This is a genomic window from Tunicatimonas pelagia (genome assembly GCF_030506325.1).
Lineage (GTDB): Bacteria > Bacteroidota > Bacteroidia > Cytophagales > Cyclobacteriaceae > Tunicatimonas > Tunicatimonas pelagia.
The window spans coordinates 3,153,654-3,170,000 of the sequence record NZ_CP120683.1 but is presented as its reverse complement, the minus strand read 5'-3'; the positions used below and the strand labels follow the sequence as shown (position 1 = coordinate 3,170,000).

The 16,347-nt window shown below is 44.9% G+C and carries 19 protein-coding genes and 2 rRNA genes (1 of these 21 cut by a window edge); 16 read left to right on the top strand and 5 right to left on the bottom strand.

Features of this window, described 5'->3' with window-relative positions; translation table 11 throughout:
- The 4 genes from P0M28_RS13575 to galU all read left to right on the top strand — a co-directional run.
- Positions 1-2,283 (top strand): 23S ribosomal RNA (locus P0M28_RS13575) (it extends 548 nt beyond the left edge of the window).
- Between the two features lie 253 nt (positions 2,284-2,536).
- Positions 2,537-2,644 (top strand): 5S ribosomal RNA (rrf, locus tag P0M28_RS13570).
- A 108-nt stretch (positions 2,645-2,752) separates the two neighbouring features.
- Complete coding sequence (locus tag P0M28_RS13565) at positions 2,753-3,757, top strand: mevalonate kinase family protein (RefSeq protein ID WP_302210449.1); 1,005 nt, start codon at positions 2,753-2,755, stop codon at positions 3,755-3,757.
- Positions 3,758-3,760: 3 nt separating this feature from the next.
- Positions 3,761-4,630 (top strand): UTP--glucose-1-phosphate uridylyltransferase GalU, encoded by an 870-nt coding sequence (gene galU / locus P0M28_RS13560; protein WP_302210448.1) that lies wholly within the window; start codon positions 3,761-3,763, stop codon positions 4,628-4,630.
- 2 nt (positions 4,631-4,632) lie between these two features.
- On the opposite strand, the gene P0M28_RS13555 is transcribed toward galU, so the two are convergent.
- Both P0M28_RS13555 and P0M28_RS13550 read right to left on the bottom strand, forming a co-directional pair.
- Positions 4,633-5,232: a redoxin domain-containing protein gene (locus P0M28_RS13555; RefSeq protein ID WP_302210447.1), complete on the bottom strand. Its 600-nt coding sequence runs from the start codon at positions 5,230-5,232 to the stop codon at positions 4,633-4,635.
- Positions 5,233-5,326: 94 nt separating this feature from the next.
- Positions 5,327-5,959: a 4'-phosphopantetheinyl transferase family protein gene (locus P0M28_RS13550; protein ID WP_302210446.1), complete on the bottom strand. Its 633-nt coding sequence runs from the start codon at positions 5,957-5,959 to the stop codon at positions 5,327-5,329.
- 18 nt (positions 5,960-5,977) lie between these two features.
- Here P0M28_RS13550 and P0M28_RS13545 point away from each other — a divergent pair, with 18 nt between their 5' ends.
- The 5 genes from P0M28_RS13545 (at position 5,978) to P0M28_RS13525 (ending at position 9,762) form a co-directional block, all read left to right on the top strand.
- Positions 5,978-6,916, top strand: coding sequence for a WD40 repeat domain-containing protein (locus P0M28_RS13545; RefSeq protein ID WP_367281911.1), 939 nt, complete (start codon positions 5,978-5,980; stop codon positions 6,914-6,916).
- Between the two features lie 28 nt (positions 6,917-6,944).
- Positions 6,945-7,823, top strand: coding sequence for a DivIVA domain-containing protein (locus tag P0M28_RS13540; protein ID WP_302210445.1), 879 nt, complete (start codon positions 6,945-6,947; stop codon positions 7,821-7,823).
- 11 nt (positions 7,824-7,834) lie between these two features.
- On the top strand, positions 7,835-8,194 hold the full coding sequence (folB, locus tag P0M28_RS13535) for a dihydroneopterin aldolase (protein ID WP_302210444.1): 360 nt from the start codon (positions 7,835-7,837) through the stop codon (positions 8,192-8,194).
- A 23-nt stretch (positions 8,195-8,217) separates the two neighbouring features.
- Positions 8,218-9,057, top strand: coding sequence for a ChaN family lipoprotein (locus P0M28_RS13530; protein WP_302210443.1), 840 nt, complete (start codon positions 8,218-8,220; stop codon positions 9,055-9,057).
- A 201-nt stretch (positions 9,058-9,258) separates the two neighbouring features.
- Positions 9,259-9,762, top strand: coding sequence for a Dps family protein (locus tag P0M28_RS13525; protein ID WP_302210442.1), 504 nt, complete (start codon positions 9,259-9,261; stop codon positions 9,760-9,762).
- A gap of 59 nt (positions 9,763-9,821) precedes the next feature.
- Here the strand turns inward: P0M28_RS13525 and P0M28_RS13520 are convergent, their stop codons facing one another.
- Positions 9,822-10,253, bottom strand: coding sequence for an NUDIX domain-containing protein (locus P0M28_RS13520; protein WP_302210441.1), 432 nt, complete (start codon positions 10,251-10,253; stop codon positions 9,822-9,824).
- 52 nt (positions 10,254-10,305) lie between these two features.
- On the bottom strand, positions 10,306-10,593 hold the full coding sequence (locus P0M28_RS13515; protein ID WP_302210440.1) for a HesB/IscA family protein: 288 nt from the start codon (positions 10,591-10,593) through the stop codon (positions 10,306-10,308).
- A 114-nt stretch (positions 10,594-10,707) separates the two neighbouring features.
- On the opposite strand from P0M28_RS13515, the gene P0M28_RS13510 reads away from it, so the two are divergent.
- From P0M28_RS13510 to P0M28_RS13480, 7 genes are all read left to right on the top strand, one after another.
- Entirely contained in the window at positions 10,708-11,235 is a 528-nt protein-coding gene (locus P0M28_RS13510; RefSeq protein ID WP_302210439.1) for a DUF7935 family protein, read from the top strand.
- A gap of 150 nt (positions 11,236-11,385) precedes the next feature.
- Positions 11,386-11,814 (top strand): YkvA family protein, encoded by a 429-nt coding sequence (locus P0M28_RS13505; RefSeq protein ID WP_302210438.1) that lies wholly within the window; start codon positions 11,386-11,388, stop codon positions 11,812-11,814.
- A gap of 7 nt (positions 11,815-11,821) precedes the next feature.
- On the top strand, positions 11,822-12,451 hold the full coding sequence (locus P0M28_RS13500; RefSeq protein WP_302210437.1) for a thioredoxin family protein: 630 nt from the start codon (positions 11,822-11,824) through the stop codon (positions 12,449-12,451).
- Between the two features lie 3 nt (positions 12,452-12,454).
- Positions 12,455-13,483: a metal-dependent hydrolase gene (locus tag P0M28_RS13495; RefSeq protein ID WP_302210436.1), complete on the top strand. Its 1,029-nt coding sequence runs from the start codon at positions 12,455-12,457 to the stop codon at positions 13,481-13,483.
- Positions 13,480-14,160: an oxidoreductase gene (locus tag P0M28_RS13490; RefSeq protein ID WP_302210435.1), complete on the top strand. Its 681-nt coding sequence runs from the start codon at positions 13,480-13,482 to the stop codon at positions 14,158-14,160. The genes P0M28_RS13495 and P0M28_RS13490 overlap by 4 nt, the downstream gene beginning before the upstream one ends.
- Complete coding sequence (gene dtd / locus P0M28_RS13485) at positions 14,157-14,609, top strand: D-aminoacyl-tRNA deacylase (RefSeq protein WP_302210434.1); 453 nt, start codon at positions 14,157-14,159, stop codon at positions 14,607-14,609. The genes P0M28_RS13490 and dtd overlap by 4 nt, the downstream gene beginning before the upstream one ends.
- Positions 14,610-14,716: 107 nt before the next feature.
- Entirely contained in the window at positions 14,717-15,052 is a 336-nt protein-coding gene (locus tag P0M28_RS13480; protein WP_436841387.1) for a nucleotide pyrophosphohydrolase, read from the top strand.
- A gap of 278 nt (positions 15,053-15,330) precedes the next feature.
- Here the strand turns inward: P0M28_RS13480 and P0M28_RS13475 are convergent, their stop codons facing one another.
- Positions 15,331-16,335, bottom strand: a complete 1,005-nt coding sequence (locus P0M28_RS13475; protein WP_302210433.1) for an isoaspartyl peptidase/L-asparaginase family protein — start codon at positions 16,333-16,335, stop codon at positions 15,331-15,333.
- Between the last annotated feature and the right edge of the window lie 12 nt (positions 16,336-16,347).

Sequence of the window (16,347 nt, the reverse complement as noted above, 5' to 3'; positions counted from 1 at the left end):
CTTACAAGCGGTCGGAGCCCTTTTGTGGGGTGACGGCGTGCCTTTTGCATAATGAGCCTACGAGTTATGATGGCTGGCAAGGTTAAGTGTCTTACGGCACGTCACCGAAGCGAAAGCGAGTCTGAATAGGGCGATTTAGTCAGTCGTTGTAGACGCGAAACCTGGTGATCTACCCATGGTCAGGTTGAAGCCCCGGTAACACGGGGTGAAGGACCGAACCAGTAGACGTTGAAAAGTCTTTGGATGAACTGTGGGTAGGGGTGAAAGGCCAATCAAACCAGGAAATAGCTCGTACTCCCCGAAATGCTTTTAGGAGCAGCGTTATCGGATGTCTGACCGAGGTAGAGCTACCAATAGGACTAGGGGGTGTCACAACCTACCAAATCCTGATGAACTCCGAATGCGGTTAGATTACGATGGCAGTGAGGGCTTGGGTGCTAAGGTCCAAGTCCGAAAGGGAAAGAACCCAGACCATCCGCTAAGGTCCCTAAATATCAGCTAAGTTGAACTAAGGTGGTCTCGTTGCCCAGACAGCCAGGATGTTAGCTTGGAAGCAGCTATTCATTTAAAGAGTGCGTAACAGCTCACTGGTCGAGCGACGGGGCATCGATAATAAACGGGCATCAAGTTGATTACCGAAGCGATGGATTGTAGTTTACTACAGTGGTAGGGGAGCATTCTAGCGGGGTTGAAGCTAAACGGTTACGTTTAGTGCACTAGCTAGAAAAGCAAATGTAGGCATAAGTAACGATAAGGCGGGTGAGAAACCCGCCCACCAAAAGACTCAGGTTTCCTGATCAACGCTAATCGGATCAGGGTTAGTCGGGTCCTAAGGCGTACCCGAACGGGGAAGCTAATGGACAACAGGTTAATATTCCTGTACTAGCTAGTATTGCCAGATGGGGACGGAGCGACTGGGTTGCTACGGGCAGACGGAATAGCCCGTTGAGCCGAGCCTTCGGGCGAAGCGAAGTAGCAAGGTTGCTTCCAAGAAAAGCCATCAAAGCATCAGATACTAGCTACCCGTACCGTAAACCGACACAGGTAGTCGGGTAGAATATACTAAGGTGCTCGAGTGAGACGTGGCTAAGGAACTAGGCAAAATAGTCCTGTAACTTCGGGAGAAGGGACGCTTCCTTATCTTCGGATAAGAAGCCGCAGTGAATCGATCCAGGCGACTGTTTAACAAAAACACAGGGCTTTGCAAACGTGAAAGCGGACGTATAAGGCCTGACACCTGCCCGGTGCTGGAAGGTTAAGGGGGGATGTTAGAGGTTTACCTCAACGCATTGAACCGAAGCCCCAGTAAACGGCGGCCGTAACTATAACGGTCCTAAGGTAGCGAAATTCCTTGTCGGGTAAGTTCCGACCTGCACGAATGGTGCAACGATCTGGATACTGTCTCGGCCACGCGCTCGGTGAAATTGTAGTATCGGTGAAGATGCCGATTACCCGCCACGGGACGGAAAGACCCCATGAACCTTTACTATAGCTTCCCATTGACATTGGGTAAACGATGTGTAGGATAGGCGGGAGACGAGGAAGCGGTGTCGCTAGGCATGGTGGAGTCACCCTTGAAATACCGCCCTTCGTTTATCTAGTGCCTAACCCTTTCGGGGGAACAGTGGGTGGTGGGTAGTTTGACTGGGGTGGTCGCCTCCAAAAAGGTAACGGAGGCTTCCCAAGGTGCCCTCAACACCGTTGGTAATGGTGTGTGGAGTGCAATAGCATAAGGGCGCTTGACTGTGAGGCCAACAAGCCGAGCAGGGACGAAAGTCGGGTATAGTGATCCGGTGGTTCCGTATGGAAGGGCCATCGCTCAAAGGATAAAAGGTACTCTGGGGATAACAGGCTGATCTCCCCCAAGAGCTCACATCGACGGGGAGGTTTGGCACCTCGATGTCGGCTCGTCACATCCTGGGGCTGGAGAAGGTCCCAAGGGTTGGGCTGTTCGCCCATTAAAGTGGCACGCGAGCTGGGTTCAGAACGTCGTGAGACAGTTCGGTCCCTATCTGTGGTGGGCGTAGGAAGCTTGACAGGATCTGACTTTAGTACGAGAGGACCGAGTTGGACGAACCGCTGGTGTATCGGTTGTGCCGCCAGGTGCAGTGCCGAGTAGCTATGTTCGGATGGGATAAGCGCTGAAAGCATCTAAGCGCGAAACCCGCCTGAAGATGAGGCTTCCCTTGAGGGTCGTTGTAGACGACAACGTAGATAGGCGGCAGGTATAGAGTCAGAAATGGCACAGCTGAGCCGTACTAATAACCCGAACGGCTTTCCTGCTCAACACACCCCCGTTACCGATGATTCTCTTACATATACATGTTAAATAACACAACAATACTATCTCAGGTACTGGGTATTGGATGTTAGGTGGTAAAAAGAACAGTAACTTACACTGCACCTTTCCACCTTCAATCCTCTTACCCCACAACCTGAAAAATCTTAAGGTGGCTGTAGCGTCGGGGATCAATGGATCGCCATCCCGGCTCTTCCCATCCCGAACCGAGCAGTTAATGTGAAGTTCGTACAACTTTAAGGTGGCTGTAGCGCCGGGGATCACCTCTTCCCATCCCGAACAGAGCAGTTAAGCCCGGCAGCGCCAATGGTACTTCACCAGAGGGAGAGTAGGTCGCCGCCTTTTTCTTATTATCAATAAAACCCACCTTTTTAAGGGTGGGTTTTTTATTCGATCTCTTTCAGAATTTTCGGTTGGATTTATGATTATATTTGACCATTGTTAACATCAAATATGAGTCACGGAATTATTGAAACCACTGCTTACGCCCGAGCTGGTTTACTAGGCAATCCTACTGATGGGTACTTTGGAAAAACAATATCTATCATTGTTCGTAATTTCGGAGCAAGAATCTCACTTTACCCCTCCCCGGAACTACAAATAGAACCCCAAGAGCAGGACATTAACGTATATCGGAATATTTATCATCTGGTAGATTCAGTGAAGTTAACTGGATACTACGGAGGTTCGAGGTTAATCAAGGCAGCCATTAAACGGTTTTGCGAATATGCTGAAGAGCAGCAGATCAGGTTAACTAGTAAAAACTTTACTATCCGATATCATTCTTCAATTCCACGTCAGGTGGGTTTGGCTGGTTCAAGTGCTATCATCACCGCCACCATGCGAGCATTAATGGAATACTATCAGGTGGAAATACCTGTAGAAATATTACCAACGCTAATTCTTTCGGCCGAAATGGATGAGTTAGGTATCAACGCGGGTTTACAAGATCGGGTAGCGCAAGTCTACGAAGGCTGTGTGTACATGGATTTCAATGAAGAAACTATGCAGCAGCAGAGGCGAGGAAATTACGAGCGACTCGATCCTGCGCTGCTGCCCAAGCTATACATGGCGTATAAAATTGACTTGGGGAAAGTGTCAGGTGCCGTGTTTAACGATGTTCGTGCCCGATTTGATAAGGGCGACAAAGAGGTTATAAAAACAATTAATGAAATGGCTTCTTTAGCGGAAGCAGGAAAGGAAGCTATTCTAAAGCAGGATGAGAAAGCACTGCATGAGCTGATGAACGAGAATTTTGATCTACGATGTAAGATCATGAATATCAGCGACAGTAATAAAGACCTTATCGCTACGGCTCGTCGCTGCGGAGCTTCGGCTAAATTTACGGGTTCAGGCGGTTCTATTATTGGAGTGTATAAAGACGATGAAGTACTAAATAAATTGGTAGTAGAACTCAAAAAAATCAACGCACGGGTAATAAAGCCCTATATATTTTAGATTATGGTTAGAAAAGCAATTATTCCGGCGGCGGGCTTAGGAACCCGATTTTTGCCAGCTACCAAGGCTCAACCGAAAGAAATGCTCCCCATTATTGATACTCCTACTATTCAGTATGTGGTACAGGAGGCAGTAGATTCGGGGATTGATGATATTTTAATTATATCAGGAAAAGGCAAACGAACAATTGAAGATCATTTCGACCGAAACTATGAGTTGGAGTCTCGCTTGGCTCAGAAGGAAGATGAAAGCTTCTACAATGAAGTGATGCGAATTGCCGATATGGCTAACATTCACTATATTCGGCAAAAAGAGGTAAACGGCTTGGGAGATGCAATTTATCACGCTCGGCAACACGTGGGCGATGAGCCGTTTGCGGTTCTTCTTGGTGATACGGTCGTAAGTTCGGTGATTCCGGTAACTCAACAACTAATAGATACTTATGAGCAGTATCGCTGTTCTATAATCGCGGTGGAAGAAGTGCCCAAAGACAAAGTTTCGCGTTACGGTATTGCTGGAGGGAAAAACATTAGTGAAAAGTTAGTAGAGGTGCAAAGCTTAATAGAAAAGCCTTCGCCCGAGCAGGCTCCTTCTAACTTAGCAATTGCTGGTCGGTATATTTTGACTCCCGAGATTTTTCGCGCTATAGAAAATACCCCAAAAGGAAAAGGCAATGAGGTGCAATTGACGGATGCTTTACATTTGTTAATGAAGCGAGAGATGCTCATCTCTAATACCATTGAAGGAAAGCGGTACGACATTGGAAACAAGCTAGACTTCTTAAAGACAACCGTAGAGTTTGCGCTAAAACGTAAAGAATTTTCGGCTGACTTCTTATCGTATCTGAAAGAAATACTACAAGAGCATTCTTAGCACTATCGTTTAATCATGCATCCCGTGGTTGGAGTGTTACTAGTAACGATAGGCTGGCGTTGAGATACAGCATCGATAACTGACTGGAGGTAATGGTGCCGAACATCTTTTTCAACTTGAGGATTATCATCAATAGCCCCCTGGTAAGCAATTCGGAAAGAGCCCTGGTGAGGAGTGAGTACAAAGGCTTCCGGCGTTTTGGCTGCACCAAGTAAATCAGCAACTTGTTGGGATTGATCTATTAAAACCGGAACACCCAATTGACGACGTTTGGCAGTATTGGTAACGTTTTCCACAGCATCAGCTCGACTCTTAGCTGGATTATTAGGACTGATTAGCACAATACGAATATTTGAGTTATTACGATACACATCGGTCAATCTGGAAATTCGATCTTCGTAAAATTTGGCATAGGGACAGTACAGGCTAGTGAAAATGATGACAACAGCACCAGCATTTTTGTATTGCGATAAAGAAAAATCAGTACCGCTAACCACATTAGGTAAGGTAAAATCCTGAATTTGATCGGACTGAAAGGACGATGATGTGCTTAGTGTACCTATGAATAACCCAACGACCGTATTGCAAATAACCTTCAGCATAACCCTATCTTTATAACAAAAATAGAAAAAATATTGCTTTGCTAAGATAACAATGTAAGATACAAGTAAGGTTCATGGGCAAATAAGAATATGGCTAATCAATATGGCTGAATACAACGTAAAATTCGTCCCAAAGGAATGTATCTAATCGGAATTCGGTAGTCTGATCTTCTAAAAGTATAGATGCCAAAACCGGTCGATTGGTTGGAGAACCAACTTTAATATTTTGTTTCAAACTTAATTGCTTCCGGCCATAAAGTTTATACAATGACTCTTTAACAGCCCAATAGATACAAAGCTTATCTAAATTATCCAGAGCTTCTTCAGCTTCGCTAGAATTGAGGAATTTGTGCTTTACTCGTAGTAGTTTGGTGGAAGGTTTCTCAATATCAATGCCTACAGGTTGGTGCCGATGAATAATAGCTGCTCCGTAGGGAAAAGAGTTAGCTAAAGAAATGTGATAGCTGTTATCTAGCAGGTATGGCTTCCCTTTTTCATCTTTCCAGATTCGGAAATCAGCATAGTTTTCAGCTTGTAGTAGAGTACTTAGAGCGGCTCGGCTCGATAACCATTCTAGTTTTTTTCTAGGATGATGAATATCTTCTAACTCACTCAAATCATCAGAATGAAGTCGAGTTTGCTGAACTAAATGATTAAAGTCTTCGTCAATCTTCCAGAGAGCCCAGGAAGAATTCTGGTTAACCTTTTCTAACTTTACTAATGCCATAATTAGGTTGAATGACGTATGATGAACCGACCAAATGTACAAAAGATTCACACCCTGCGAGGGCATAACGACTGTGTTTATACACTAGCTCCTACTGCAGAGCCTGGAGTATTCATTTCGGGTGGCGGCGATGGTATGGTAGTCCGCTGGGATTTGCAAGAACCTGAGCGGGGAAAAGTAATTGCCAAAGTAGAAGCCTCGGTATATGCTTTGCACTTCAATAAGCATTTCAATCATTTAATTGTTGGGCAAAATTACGAAGGTGTTCATATTGTTGATCTGGAACAGAATAAAGCGTTGGGATCATTAAAAATGACTCAGGCCTCTATTTTCGATATTAAAACCTACCGGGATCGTATTTTTGTGGCTACCAGCGATGGGCAAGTCGCCGTACTACACTATCAGAAATTGGCAATTCTGCATCACATACAAGATTCAACCGAACGAGCCCGTAGCATTGCCATTCACCCTAAAAACCACGAATTAGTAGTAGGATATAGCGATAATTCTATTAGGATTTATGATCTGACGACCTATCAACTGAAAAGAACAATAAACGCTCACCAGAACTCAGTTTTTACGTTGCAGTTTACCCCAGATCAGCGATTTCTGCTGTCGGGAAGCCGAGATGCCCACCTGAAAATTTGGGATACCCAAAAAAATTATGAACTTCACGAAAGTATTGTAGCGCATATGTATGCGATCAATCATATTGATTTTCAACCTGATGGCCGACTTTTTGCTACGTGTAGCATGGACAAATCAGTGAAAATATGGGATGCCGAACGTTTTCAGTTATTAAAGGTTATTGACAAAGCAAGGCACGCCGGACACGGAACGTCGGTTAACCGTTTGCTGTGGCTAAATTACTCCCAAGATGGGTTACATCAGCCAATTGTCTCTGCCAGCGATGATCGAACCATATCCGTATGGAAGATGGAATGGCCGTCCAGTTGAATAAATCTACTACTAAGACACTAACACTATGAAAATCACCCCAGCCGAAATACGACAGAAAGAGTTTGAACGCAACTTTCGTGGGTACGATAAAGATGAAGTCAATGCATTTCTGCAAACCATGTCGCAGGAATGGGAGCGTATTTTGGAAGATAACCGAGAAATGCGTTATCGGTTAGACGCTTCGCAAAAAGAGGTGGAAAAATTGAGGGAGGTAGAAAGTTCGCTGTATAAAACGCTTAAAACGGCGGAAGATACCGGAGCAAATTTAGTAGAGCAGGCCAATAAAACTGCCGAACTGAAGATACGTGAGGCTCAACTTAAGGGTGAAGAAGTTATAAATGAAGCCAAAGCGAAGGCTCACCAAATTTTAGAGCATGCCAAAGCCAGATCGAAGAGCATTATTGACGAAATGGGGCAACGGTTGCAGGAATTGAAGCAACGCCATCAGGCTGCCGAAAATCAGTACGATGATTTAGTATTTCAATTAGAAAATGCGGCTCAGAAAGCCCTGCAAACTGCCGAACGAGCTAGTGAGCGACGCACTTCGGGAGATAAATCATCTGGTCCTGAAGCCTCAGCGATCAAAGAAGAGTATTATGCCTTCATATCCCAGCAAACCTCAGAGTTTGAGAGAAAAATTTCGGAGATACCTTCTCCTGCTCTTAAGTCGGAGCCAACTGAAGAAAGCATATCATCTATGTCATCACCTTCTGTTGAAGAAGAACCGGAAAGTGAAATAGCTGCTGAACCCGAACCCATAACTCAACTTCCTGTAGTTGACGCTTCTGCACCTCAGGAAGAATCTGAAGAAGAAGAAAGAATAGAGGAGGAGCCAGAACCAGTATCTCAACCAGTGAGTACGGCTCGGTCTACCAAGAAATCGTTTTTCGATGAAATTGACTAACTACTGAATCTATGGCGAAAATACTGCTAGAGGGGTTGGAGTTTTTTGCGTACCACGGCTACCACAAAGAGGAACGGAAAACCGGAAATCGCTACAATGTAGACGTAATTGTAGAAGCTAATGTGATGAACGCGGCTGTTCACGATAAGCTGAAAGAGACGATTGACTATGCCAAACTGTACCAAACGGTAAAAGCAGAAATGGAGCAGCCCGCTAAACTGCTAGAGCATATTGCTCACCGGATTATTCAACAAGTGCTCAACCAATTTCCGCAGGTAGATGCGGTAGAGGTGCAGGTTTCTAAGTTTAACCCACCATTGGGCGGGGTATGCCGTCGGGCCTGTGTTACTTTACGAGAGGAACGCTCATGATAAATTGGGTACTTAGTCTGATTTTGACAACGCAACTTTTGGTGATGGATAAACCAGCGTACCGAATTTTTGATGGGAGTGGAGTCGAAGTTTCTTACGAGTCAATGGTAAATACGTTGGATAGTGCCGATGTAGTGCTGTTTGGCGAACTTCACAATAACGCGCTAGTTCACTGGCTGGAGCTACAAGTTGCCAAAGATTTGTACGCTCAGGATAGTAATTTGGTACTGGGTTTAGAAATGCTAGAAGCTGATAATCAGCTACTGGTAAATGAATATCTGGCTGGAACCATTGAGCAGCGGCATTTTGTCCAGGAGGCAAAACTCTGGGATAACTACCGTACCGACTACGAGCCAATAGTAGCTTTTGCTAAGAAAAATGGTGTATCGGTAATTGCCACCAATATTCCCCGTCGCTACGCCAGTTTGGTTGCTCGGCAGGGAATAGAAAAGTTAGATAGTGTGGCTGATCAGGCCAAGAAGTGGATTGCTCCGTTGCCAGTAGAAATTGATACTACATTACCCGGCTATCAAAACATGCTGAACATGATGGGGGGAAACGTCAGCCACGGGGGCATGAGTGGTGAAAAAATGGTACAAGCCCAAGCGATAAAGGACGCTACAATGGCTCACTTCATTCGGCAGAATATTGAGCGTGAAGGAGTATTCTTGCACCTAAATGGCTCCTACCACAGCGATAATTTTGAGGGAATTTACTGGTATTTAAAGCAGTACTCGCCTGATTTGAACATAAAAACCGTTTCTAGTGTAGAACAAACTACGTTAGATAGTTTAGAGGAAGAAAAACAGGGTGTGGCCGATTACATCATTGTAACACCTACCGACATGGCTCACTCCTATTAGAGCATCTTCTGAAGATTTTTCAAGCAGAACAAGCAATGGAATGACTGATAATTGTGAGCTGTGAACCGTTGACCAATGGCTCACCATTTCAGCAATCTATATCAATTACAAATTGCCCTAAAGTGTAAACACTACGGTTATCTAACACGTTCTTAAATCAAGAACCAAGAATATTTCTTTACTAAATTTAATTAATAAGTTATGGACTTAGTTACACCATATAAGCGACTGGCCACTCCTTCTGATTTGGAAGATGGAGTTGGAGAGCAAATTGCTAAAGCTATTAATCCCATTATTGCGGATGCTTTGGCTCTGTACGTAAAAACAAAAAATTATCACTGGCACCTAGCTGGGCCGCATTTTCGCGATTATCACCTGATGTTTGATGAGCAAGCTGCTGAGATTTTGGCAGTGGTAGATCCTTTGGCTGAACGGGTTCGTAAGGTAGGAGGTACTACATTGCGCTCGGTCGGGCATATCGCTCAATTGCAGCAAGTAAAAGACGATGACCGGGATTTTGTAGAATCGCGGGACATGCTACTGGAACTGATGAACGAGAACAAAGAAGTTGCCGCCCGAATGCGAGCCGCGCACGCCGTTACTAGTGACGTAAATGATGTGGCCACTACCAGTTTGCTAGAAGAATACATTGATCAGACTGAGGAGCGTACCTGGTTTCTGTTTGAGGCAGCCCAAGAAGCATAAAACCTGTCGCATAAGTACTGAAAAGAAGAAGTTAAAGGAGGTGTTTTCGCCTCCTTTTTCTATTTGTACGGATACTGGTTTAGAGCTTTACGAGCTTGCTGAAGGATAGTAGCGTGGTCAAAGGCTAGTGTTGGTAAGTTTTCTAGCGAAAACCATCGAACATCTTTCGCATCGGTAGCGGCCTTTGGTTGGAAATCTTCTTTTCGTACGATAGTATAATAAGCCACTGAGATAGCTCGTCCGCGTGGGTCGCGATCGGGTTTACCGAAAGTATGCACTTGGTAAAATTTGTCCGTGTCTACTCCAGTTTCCTCTTCTAGTTCCCGGGCTACGGCGGTGTCCAAATCTTCGTCGTCTTCCACAAAACCGCCTGGTAGCGCCCACTGCCCCTGAAACGGATCATTCTTACGCTGAATAAGTAGCACTTCCTGATGATCGTCGGTAAACACTACTGCATCTACCGTAACTTTAATATTTTGGGGGTAGTTCATACGTATTCAAATTCTATTCATCTTGCAAAATTTTGTGAATCCCGGTTTAGACTCATGATTTTACAAAAGTAAAACCGCGCGCGTCGTTTCCTTCGTAAAAATCTACCTGCACACCTAATAAATACATCACGTCTTTTTTGGCTACATATAAAGGAACACCCTCTAAATTGTATTCCATGTCTTTCTCTGATTTCTGGTCAAAGCCTAAAATATACGAAATACCTGCGCAACCCGCACCCTTTATACCCACTCGCAACCCGTAGCCCGGTGGAATATTTTTATGGGTTAGTGTATTCTTTACTTCCTCAAGTGCTCGGTCAGACAAAGAAACTGGTATCATAACGAACAAAAATTAATGCAAAAAGATAAATAATCTGTACATCGAGCTAAGAGTTGTTGCTCTGTATGGTCTAGAAAGCCTACTTTTACCCTACACGCTTGATAATACGAATGTATGAACGATTCTGTCATCATTGAGTTCATTAAAATACTGCTTCCGGCAGCAGCAGTTTTGTACGCTATGTATCTTACGGTAAAGTCTTTTCTCAATAAAGATATAGCCGAGCGCATGGCCGACCTAAAGGTAAAAGGAGCAGAAACCACGCTACCTATTCGTTTGCAAGCCTACGAACGGTTAAGTTTGCTACTGGAACGGATTGCTCCCAACAATTTGATTTTGCGCCTGAACGATAGCAACTATTCGGCTAAAGAGTTTCAGCATGTGCTAACTACCAGTGTTCGAGAAGAGTACAATCATAATCTGTCGCAGCAAATTTACGTAGGCGATCAGGCTTGGCAGCTAACCACCCAGGCGGTAGAAGATATAATCGCTACTGTGAACCAAGCCGCCGACACGCTTCCCGCCGAGGCTCGTTCCTTAGATTTGGCCAAGAAAACGCTAGAAATTCAGTCTCAGAAGGAGGTTAACCCTATTGCTCAAGCACTATTTGAAGTAAAAAAAGAAGTGCGAGCGTTATTCTAATCACAATTTGGTTAAACATTCGTTCTTTTTTCAACTTTAATAGTGTTATAGTATTATGGTGTTAAAGTGCCAATGTACAGTAATCTTGAACACATAAACACTAGAACACCATAACACTCTAACACCAAGAACTATAACACTTTTATTATTATGGCATTTTTTGATCAAGCTTACACCACCGACAATGCGTATTTTAAGAAAGCAAAACGGCGAGCTAAAGGCATTTTAGAGGACCCCAAACGCTTACGCAATTTAGCAAATGCGGCAATGGATAAACTAAAGGAGTTGCGTGATGATACCGAAGGAATGCAAACGTTGAAGAATCAGGCAAACACCTTTGTGCGGATGATCCGATCGTACCAAGCGGGAAATTATAAGTTCACCCCTTGGAAAAGCCTGCTACTCATTACGGCCGGAGTTATTTACTTCGTTTCACCCCTTGATCTAGTTCCTGATTTTATTCCGGTACTGGGTTTTATGGATGATATTACTGTATTACTCTGGATTTTAAACTCAGTGCGGGGTGATGTAGAAAAATTTGAGGAGTGGGAAAAAACCTACGCTCAGCCGGTTCGTTAAGGATAGCATGTCAAACGTAATCAAACCACAACATCTGGAGGCAGGTATGTCGTATTCGGCCTATCGCCAACTTATTGATAATCTTTTAGATCAAAGTAAAACTACCGGGCCAAATCAGAGCGAGTCATACGTTAAGTATACCGAACTTAACGTGCGCCGGATGCGCCGGGTGGAGAAGACCACCAAGCTACAGCCAGAACTGATCGCTCAACTAGAAAAAGTAAATCAATCCTGGGTTTGGGTATTGCTAACTGAAGGCTGGTGCGGTGATGCGGCTCAGAGTGTTCCAGTAATTGCTCAAATGGCTGAAGTGTCGCCTAATATCCAGCTTCACATACTGCTGCGGGATGAACACCCAGAAGTGATGGATGCGTATCTGACCAATGGAGGTCGTTCCATCCCCAAGCTAATCTGCCTCAACGAAGAATTAGAAACATTGGGTTCTTGGGGGCCTCGCCCTGAGGCAGCCCAGCAACTGTTCGACGAATTTAAAGAACGCTACGGCGATAAGTTTCGCGATCATTACTCCGAATGGTCGGAGCAGTTACAACTGTGGTACGCCCGCGACCGCACCCAAGCTATTCAGGAAGAGTTCTCGAGAGAAATTGCCAGTTGGCTGGCCATAACCAGCGCGTAACGATTGGATTCACTTACCCAACTAGTATTAGGAGCTTCGGTAGGTGAAGCCGTACTGGGCCGCAAAGTTGGTAACCGGGCAGTAGTGTGGGGAGCCATCGGTGGTACCATTCCTGATTTGGATGTACTGCTCAACCCTTTTTTATCCGATGTGCAGGGAGTATTAATCCACCGTACATTTTCTCACTCACTTTTGGTGCTCACGTTGCTGGCACCGATTATTGGTTACGGAGTATGGCGGCTGCACCGCAGCAAAACAGTAGCCAGCTGGAAAGACTGGTCTTGGCTATTCTTTTTCGCCTTAGTTACCCATACCTTGTTAGATTCTTTCACCAACTACGGCACCATGCTATTCTTCCCATTTAGCGATGTGCGGGTAGCTTGGCGCACCATTTTTATCATTGACCCATTGTATACATTGCCGATGCTTATCGGTACGTTGGCGATACTATTTCTGTCTCGAAATTCACCACGCAGAAAGCAAATCAATCGGTGGGCGTTACTACTGAGTTCTTCTTATCTGGTGCTAACCGTTATTGTCAAACTGCACGTTCAGCAAGTGGTGCGAGAAAATCTGACCGAACAATCCACCTACGGGAAATTCCTGACTTCGCCTACGTTCTTCAATAGTGTGTTATGGTCAGTAATCGTGAAGGAGAAAGATCAGTATCAGGTTGGTTACTATTCGCTGTTAGACGATGACCGTACTATACAATTTAAATCCATTCCCCGGCAAGCGGAGTTACTGCAACCCTACTTACAATCATCTGAAGCTAAGAAGGAATTAGACGGTTTAATCAATTTTACCGAAGGGTTTTACGCGGTGCAACCGCTGAATGAAGGTGTACAATTTTCCGATCTCCGATTCGGAATTACCACCGGATGGTTTGATTTAACGAAAGACTACATTTTTTCGTATCGAGTATATAAAGAAAACGATACTGTTCTAATTCAGCAGCAAGACCGGGCCGTTCAACCAACTACATCCGACTTGCAGCGATTTTTTCAACGTACTTTAGGAACTACACCATGAGCCAAAAACACGCACTTATCGCCGGGGCCACCGGCCTAATTGGCAATGAATTACTCCAACTACTAATTCGCGGACGGCATTACCAGAAAATTTCGATACTGAGTCGTCGTAAAGTTGAAACTTCTAGCAAGCGGGTAACGACGATAATTACCGATTACAGTAAACTGTCGGATGATGATATACCAGATACAGTAACTGACGTATTCTGTTGCCTGGGTACCACTATGAAAAAGGCCGGATCGAAAGAAGCCTTCCGGGAGGTAGATTATGATTATCCGCTGAAAATAGCTGAAATTACTCGCCAAAAGGGAGCGCAGCAGTACCTGTTAGTATCGGCTATGGGAGCGGATGCTAAATCGGCGATTTTTTATAATCAGGTAAAAGGAGAAACTGAGCAGGCAATCATCAAACTGAAATTTTCTGCCTTTCACGTGTTTCGCCCATCACTGCTAATGGGTGAGCGCGACGAGCAGCGAACCGGAGAAAAAGTAGCTCAGATTGTGATGGGTAGCATCTCACCCCTGATGATCGGAGCGTTAGGAAAATACCGACCTATTGAAGGAAAAGACGTAGCCAGTGCTATGTACCGTATGGCCAAGAAGGAGCTGGAGGGACGCTATATTTTTGAATCTGACAAAATTCAAGTATTGGCTGATTACGAAGCCAGCGAATCATGATTGCCGTTATTCAAAGAGTAAGCGAAGCCTCAGTAACTATTGACGGACGTATAAGTGGGAAAATTGATATTGGACTGCTGGTGTTGCTAGGAATTGAGGAGGCGGACAGTCAAGAAGATATTGATTGGTTAAGCCGGAAGATTGCTAACCTGCGTATTTTTAGCGATGAATCGGGGGTAATGAATCGTAGTCTGGTGGATGTAAGCGGTGAAATGCTAGTTGTTAGTCAGTTTACTCTTCACGCCAGCACCAAAAAGGGTAACCGTCCCTCTTATATCAAAGCGGCTAAACCTGATACGGCCATTCCGCTGTACGAAAAGTTTATAAAGGCAACTAATGATCTGTTAGAAAAGCCCGTACAAACTGGCGAGTTTGGTGCCGACATGAAAGTGCAATTATTCAATGATGGTCCAGTTACCATAATCATTGACACGAAAGACAAAAAGTAGATCAGAATGGACGGGAGGTTTATGGTTAGCAAGATGGAGAGTTGTGAACGACCTTCGTTAGCCTTTGCAGACAGATTAGTAATTTGAAGAGTTAAAATATATTAACAATGAAAGACATAACTCTAGCCGAAGTGCAGCAACAAGTAGATGAGTGGATTAACACCACTGGAGTACGTTACTTCAGTGAATTGACCAACATGGCTATTCTCACCGAAGAAGTAGGCGAAGTCGCCCGCTTGATGTCCCGAAAATACGGCGAACAATCGTTTAAAAAATCAGACGAAGGAAAAGAACTGGCCGATGAATTAGCTGATGTACTGTGGGTACTAACCTGCATTGCCAACCAAACCGGAGTAAACCTCACCGAAGTCTTCCAGAAAAATATGGCGAAGAAAACCCAGCGCGATAGTGACCGCCACCAGCAGAATGAGAAGTTGCGTTAGCTCTGTATAGCGGAGACTGGAAAACCGGAGTCAGGAGACCGTAAACATAGCTTTTGTCTTTTGTCCATTTCCCATTCTATGCTTCTAACCTCTCTATGTACTGACAGTTTAACTTGGGGACAACAGAAGAATATTCTTGCCGGACGAGGCCCAGCCTGGAAGGCTCAGCGAATTCTGGGGAAATCGCTTCTAAGGTATAACGTAGGGATATTTATCTTCTAGATATGCCAAATTTTACCTGCCACTCATGATCAATCATTAGTCATTAATCACCAAAATTAAGGCTGCTCATCTTCGTAAATGCCGATGTATACTTTGCCTTCGGTATCAATGGAGCCGCGGTACATGCCTTTGGTGTTGAATGGCATAGCGATGTTTCCCTTACCGTCAATGGCGATCACGCCACCGCCACCGCCCATTTCTACCAATTTGTCTTTCACTACGGTATTGGCTGCTTCTTGTACTGATTTATTCTGGTACTTTATAATGGCCGCAATATCGTGAGCGACTACCGAGCGGATAAAGTACTCACCGTGCCCAGTCGCGGAAATAGCCGCCGTAGCATTATCGGCGTAAGTTCCCGCACCAATAATCGGAACATCACCCACTCGGCCGTAGCGCTTATTCGTCATACCTCCGGTAGAAGTAGCCGCGGCAATGTTTCCGTCCTGATCCAAAGCAACCGCCCCTACCGTTCCGAATTTGCGATCGGGAAAGTGCTTATCTAAATATCCTTGCTTTTTATCTTCAGATTTCTCGTCGCCATCGTGGTCTAACTGAGAGTTTTCAGTATTGCGAATCTTTTCCAACTGCTCGAAGCGACGGTCGGTGTAGAAGTAGGAAGGATCAACGGTTTCTAAACCCTGTTCTCGGGCAAACTGCTCGGCACCAGCACCAATCATCATCACGTGGGGAGAGTTTTCCATCACCAGTCGGGCGGCGGCTACTGGGCTTTTCACGGTAGAAATTCCGGCTACCGTTCCCGCGTTACGGGTTTTACCATCCATAATAGCCGCATCTAACTCATTCTTGCCATCGTTAGTGAACACAGCACCTTTTCCGGCATTAAATAGTGGCGATTCCTCCATAATTTGAATAGCAGCGACTACAGCATCCAGACTGGTACCTCCGGCTTCCAGTATTTCGTATCCCGCTTTAAGGGCTTCATCCAGTTTAGCCCGATATTCAGCCTCTCGTTCTTTAGTCATATTTTCCCGCAGAATGGTTCCCGCCCCGCCGTGAATAGCAATGGCGACTTTAGACTGTTGGGCAGATGCGGACATAGTGCAAAAAAT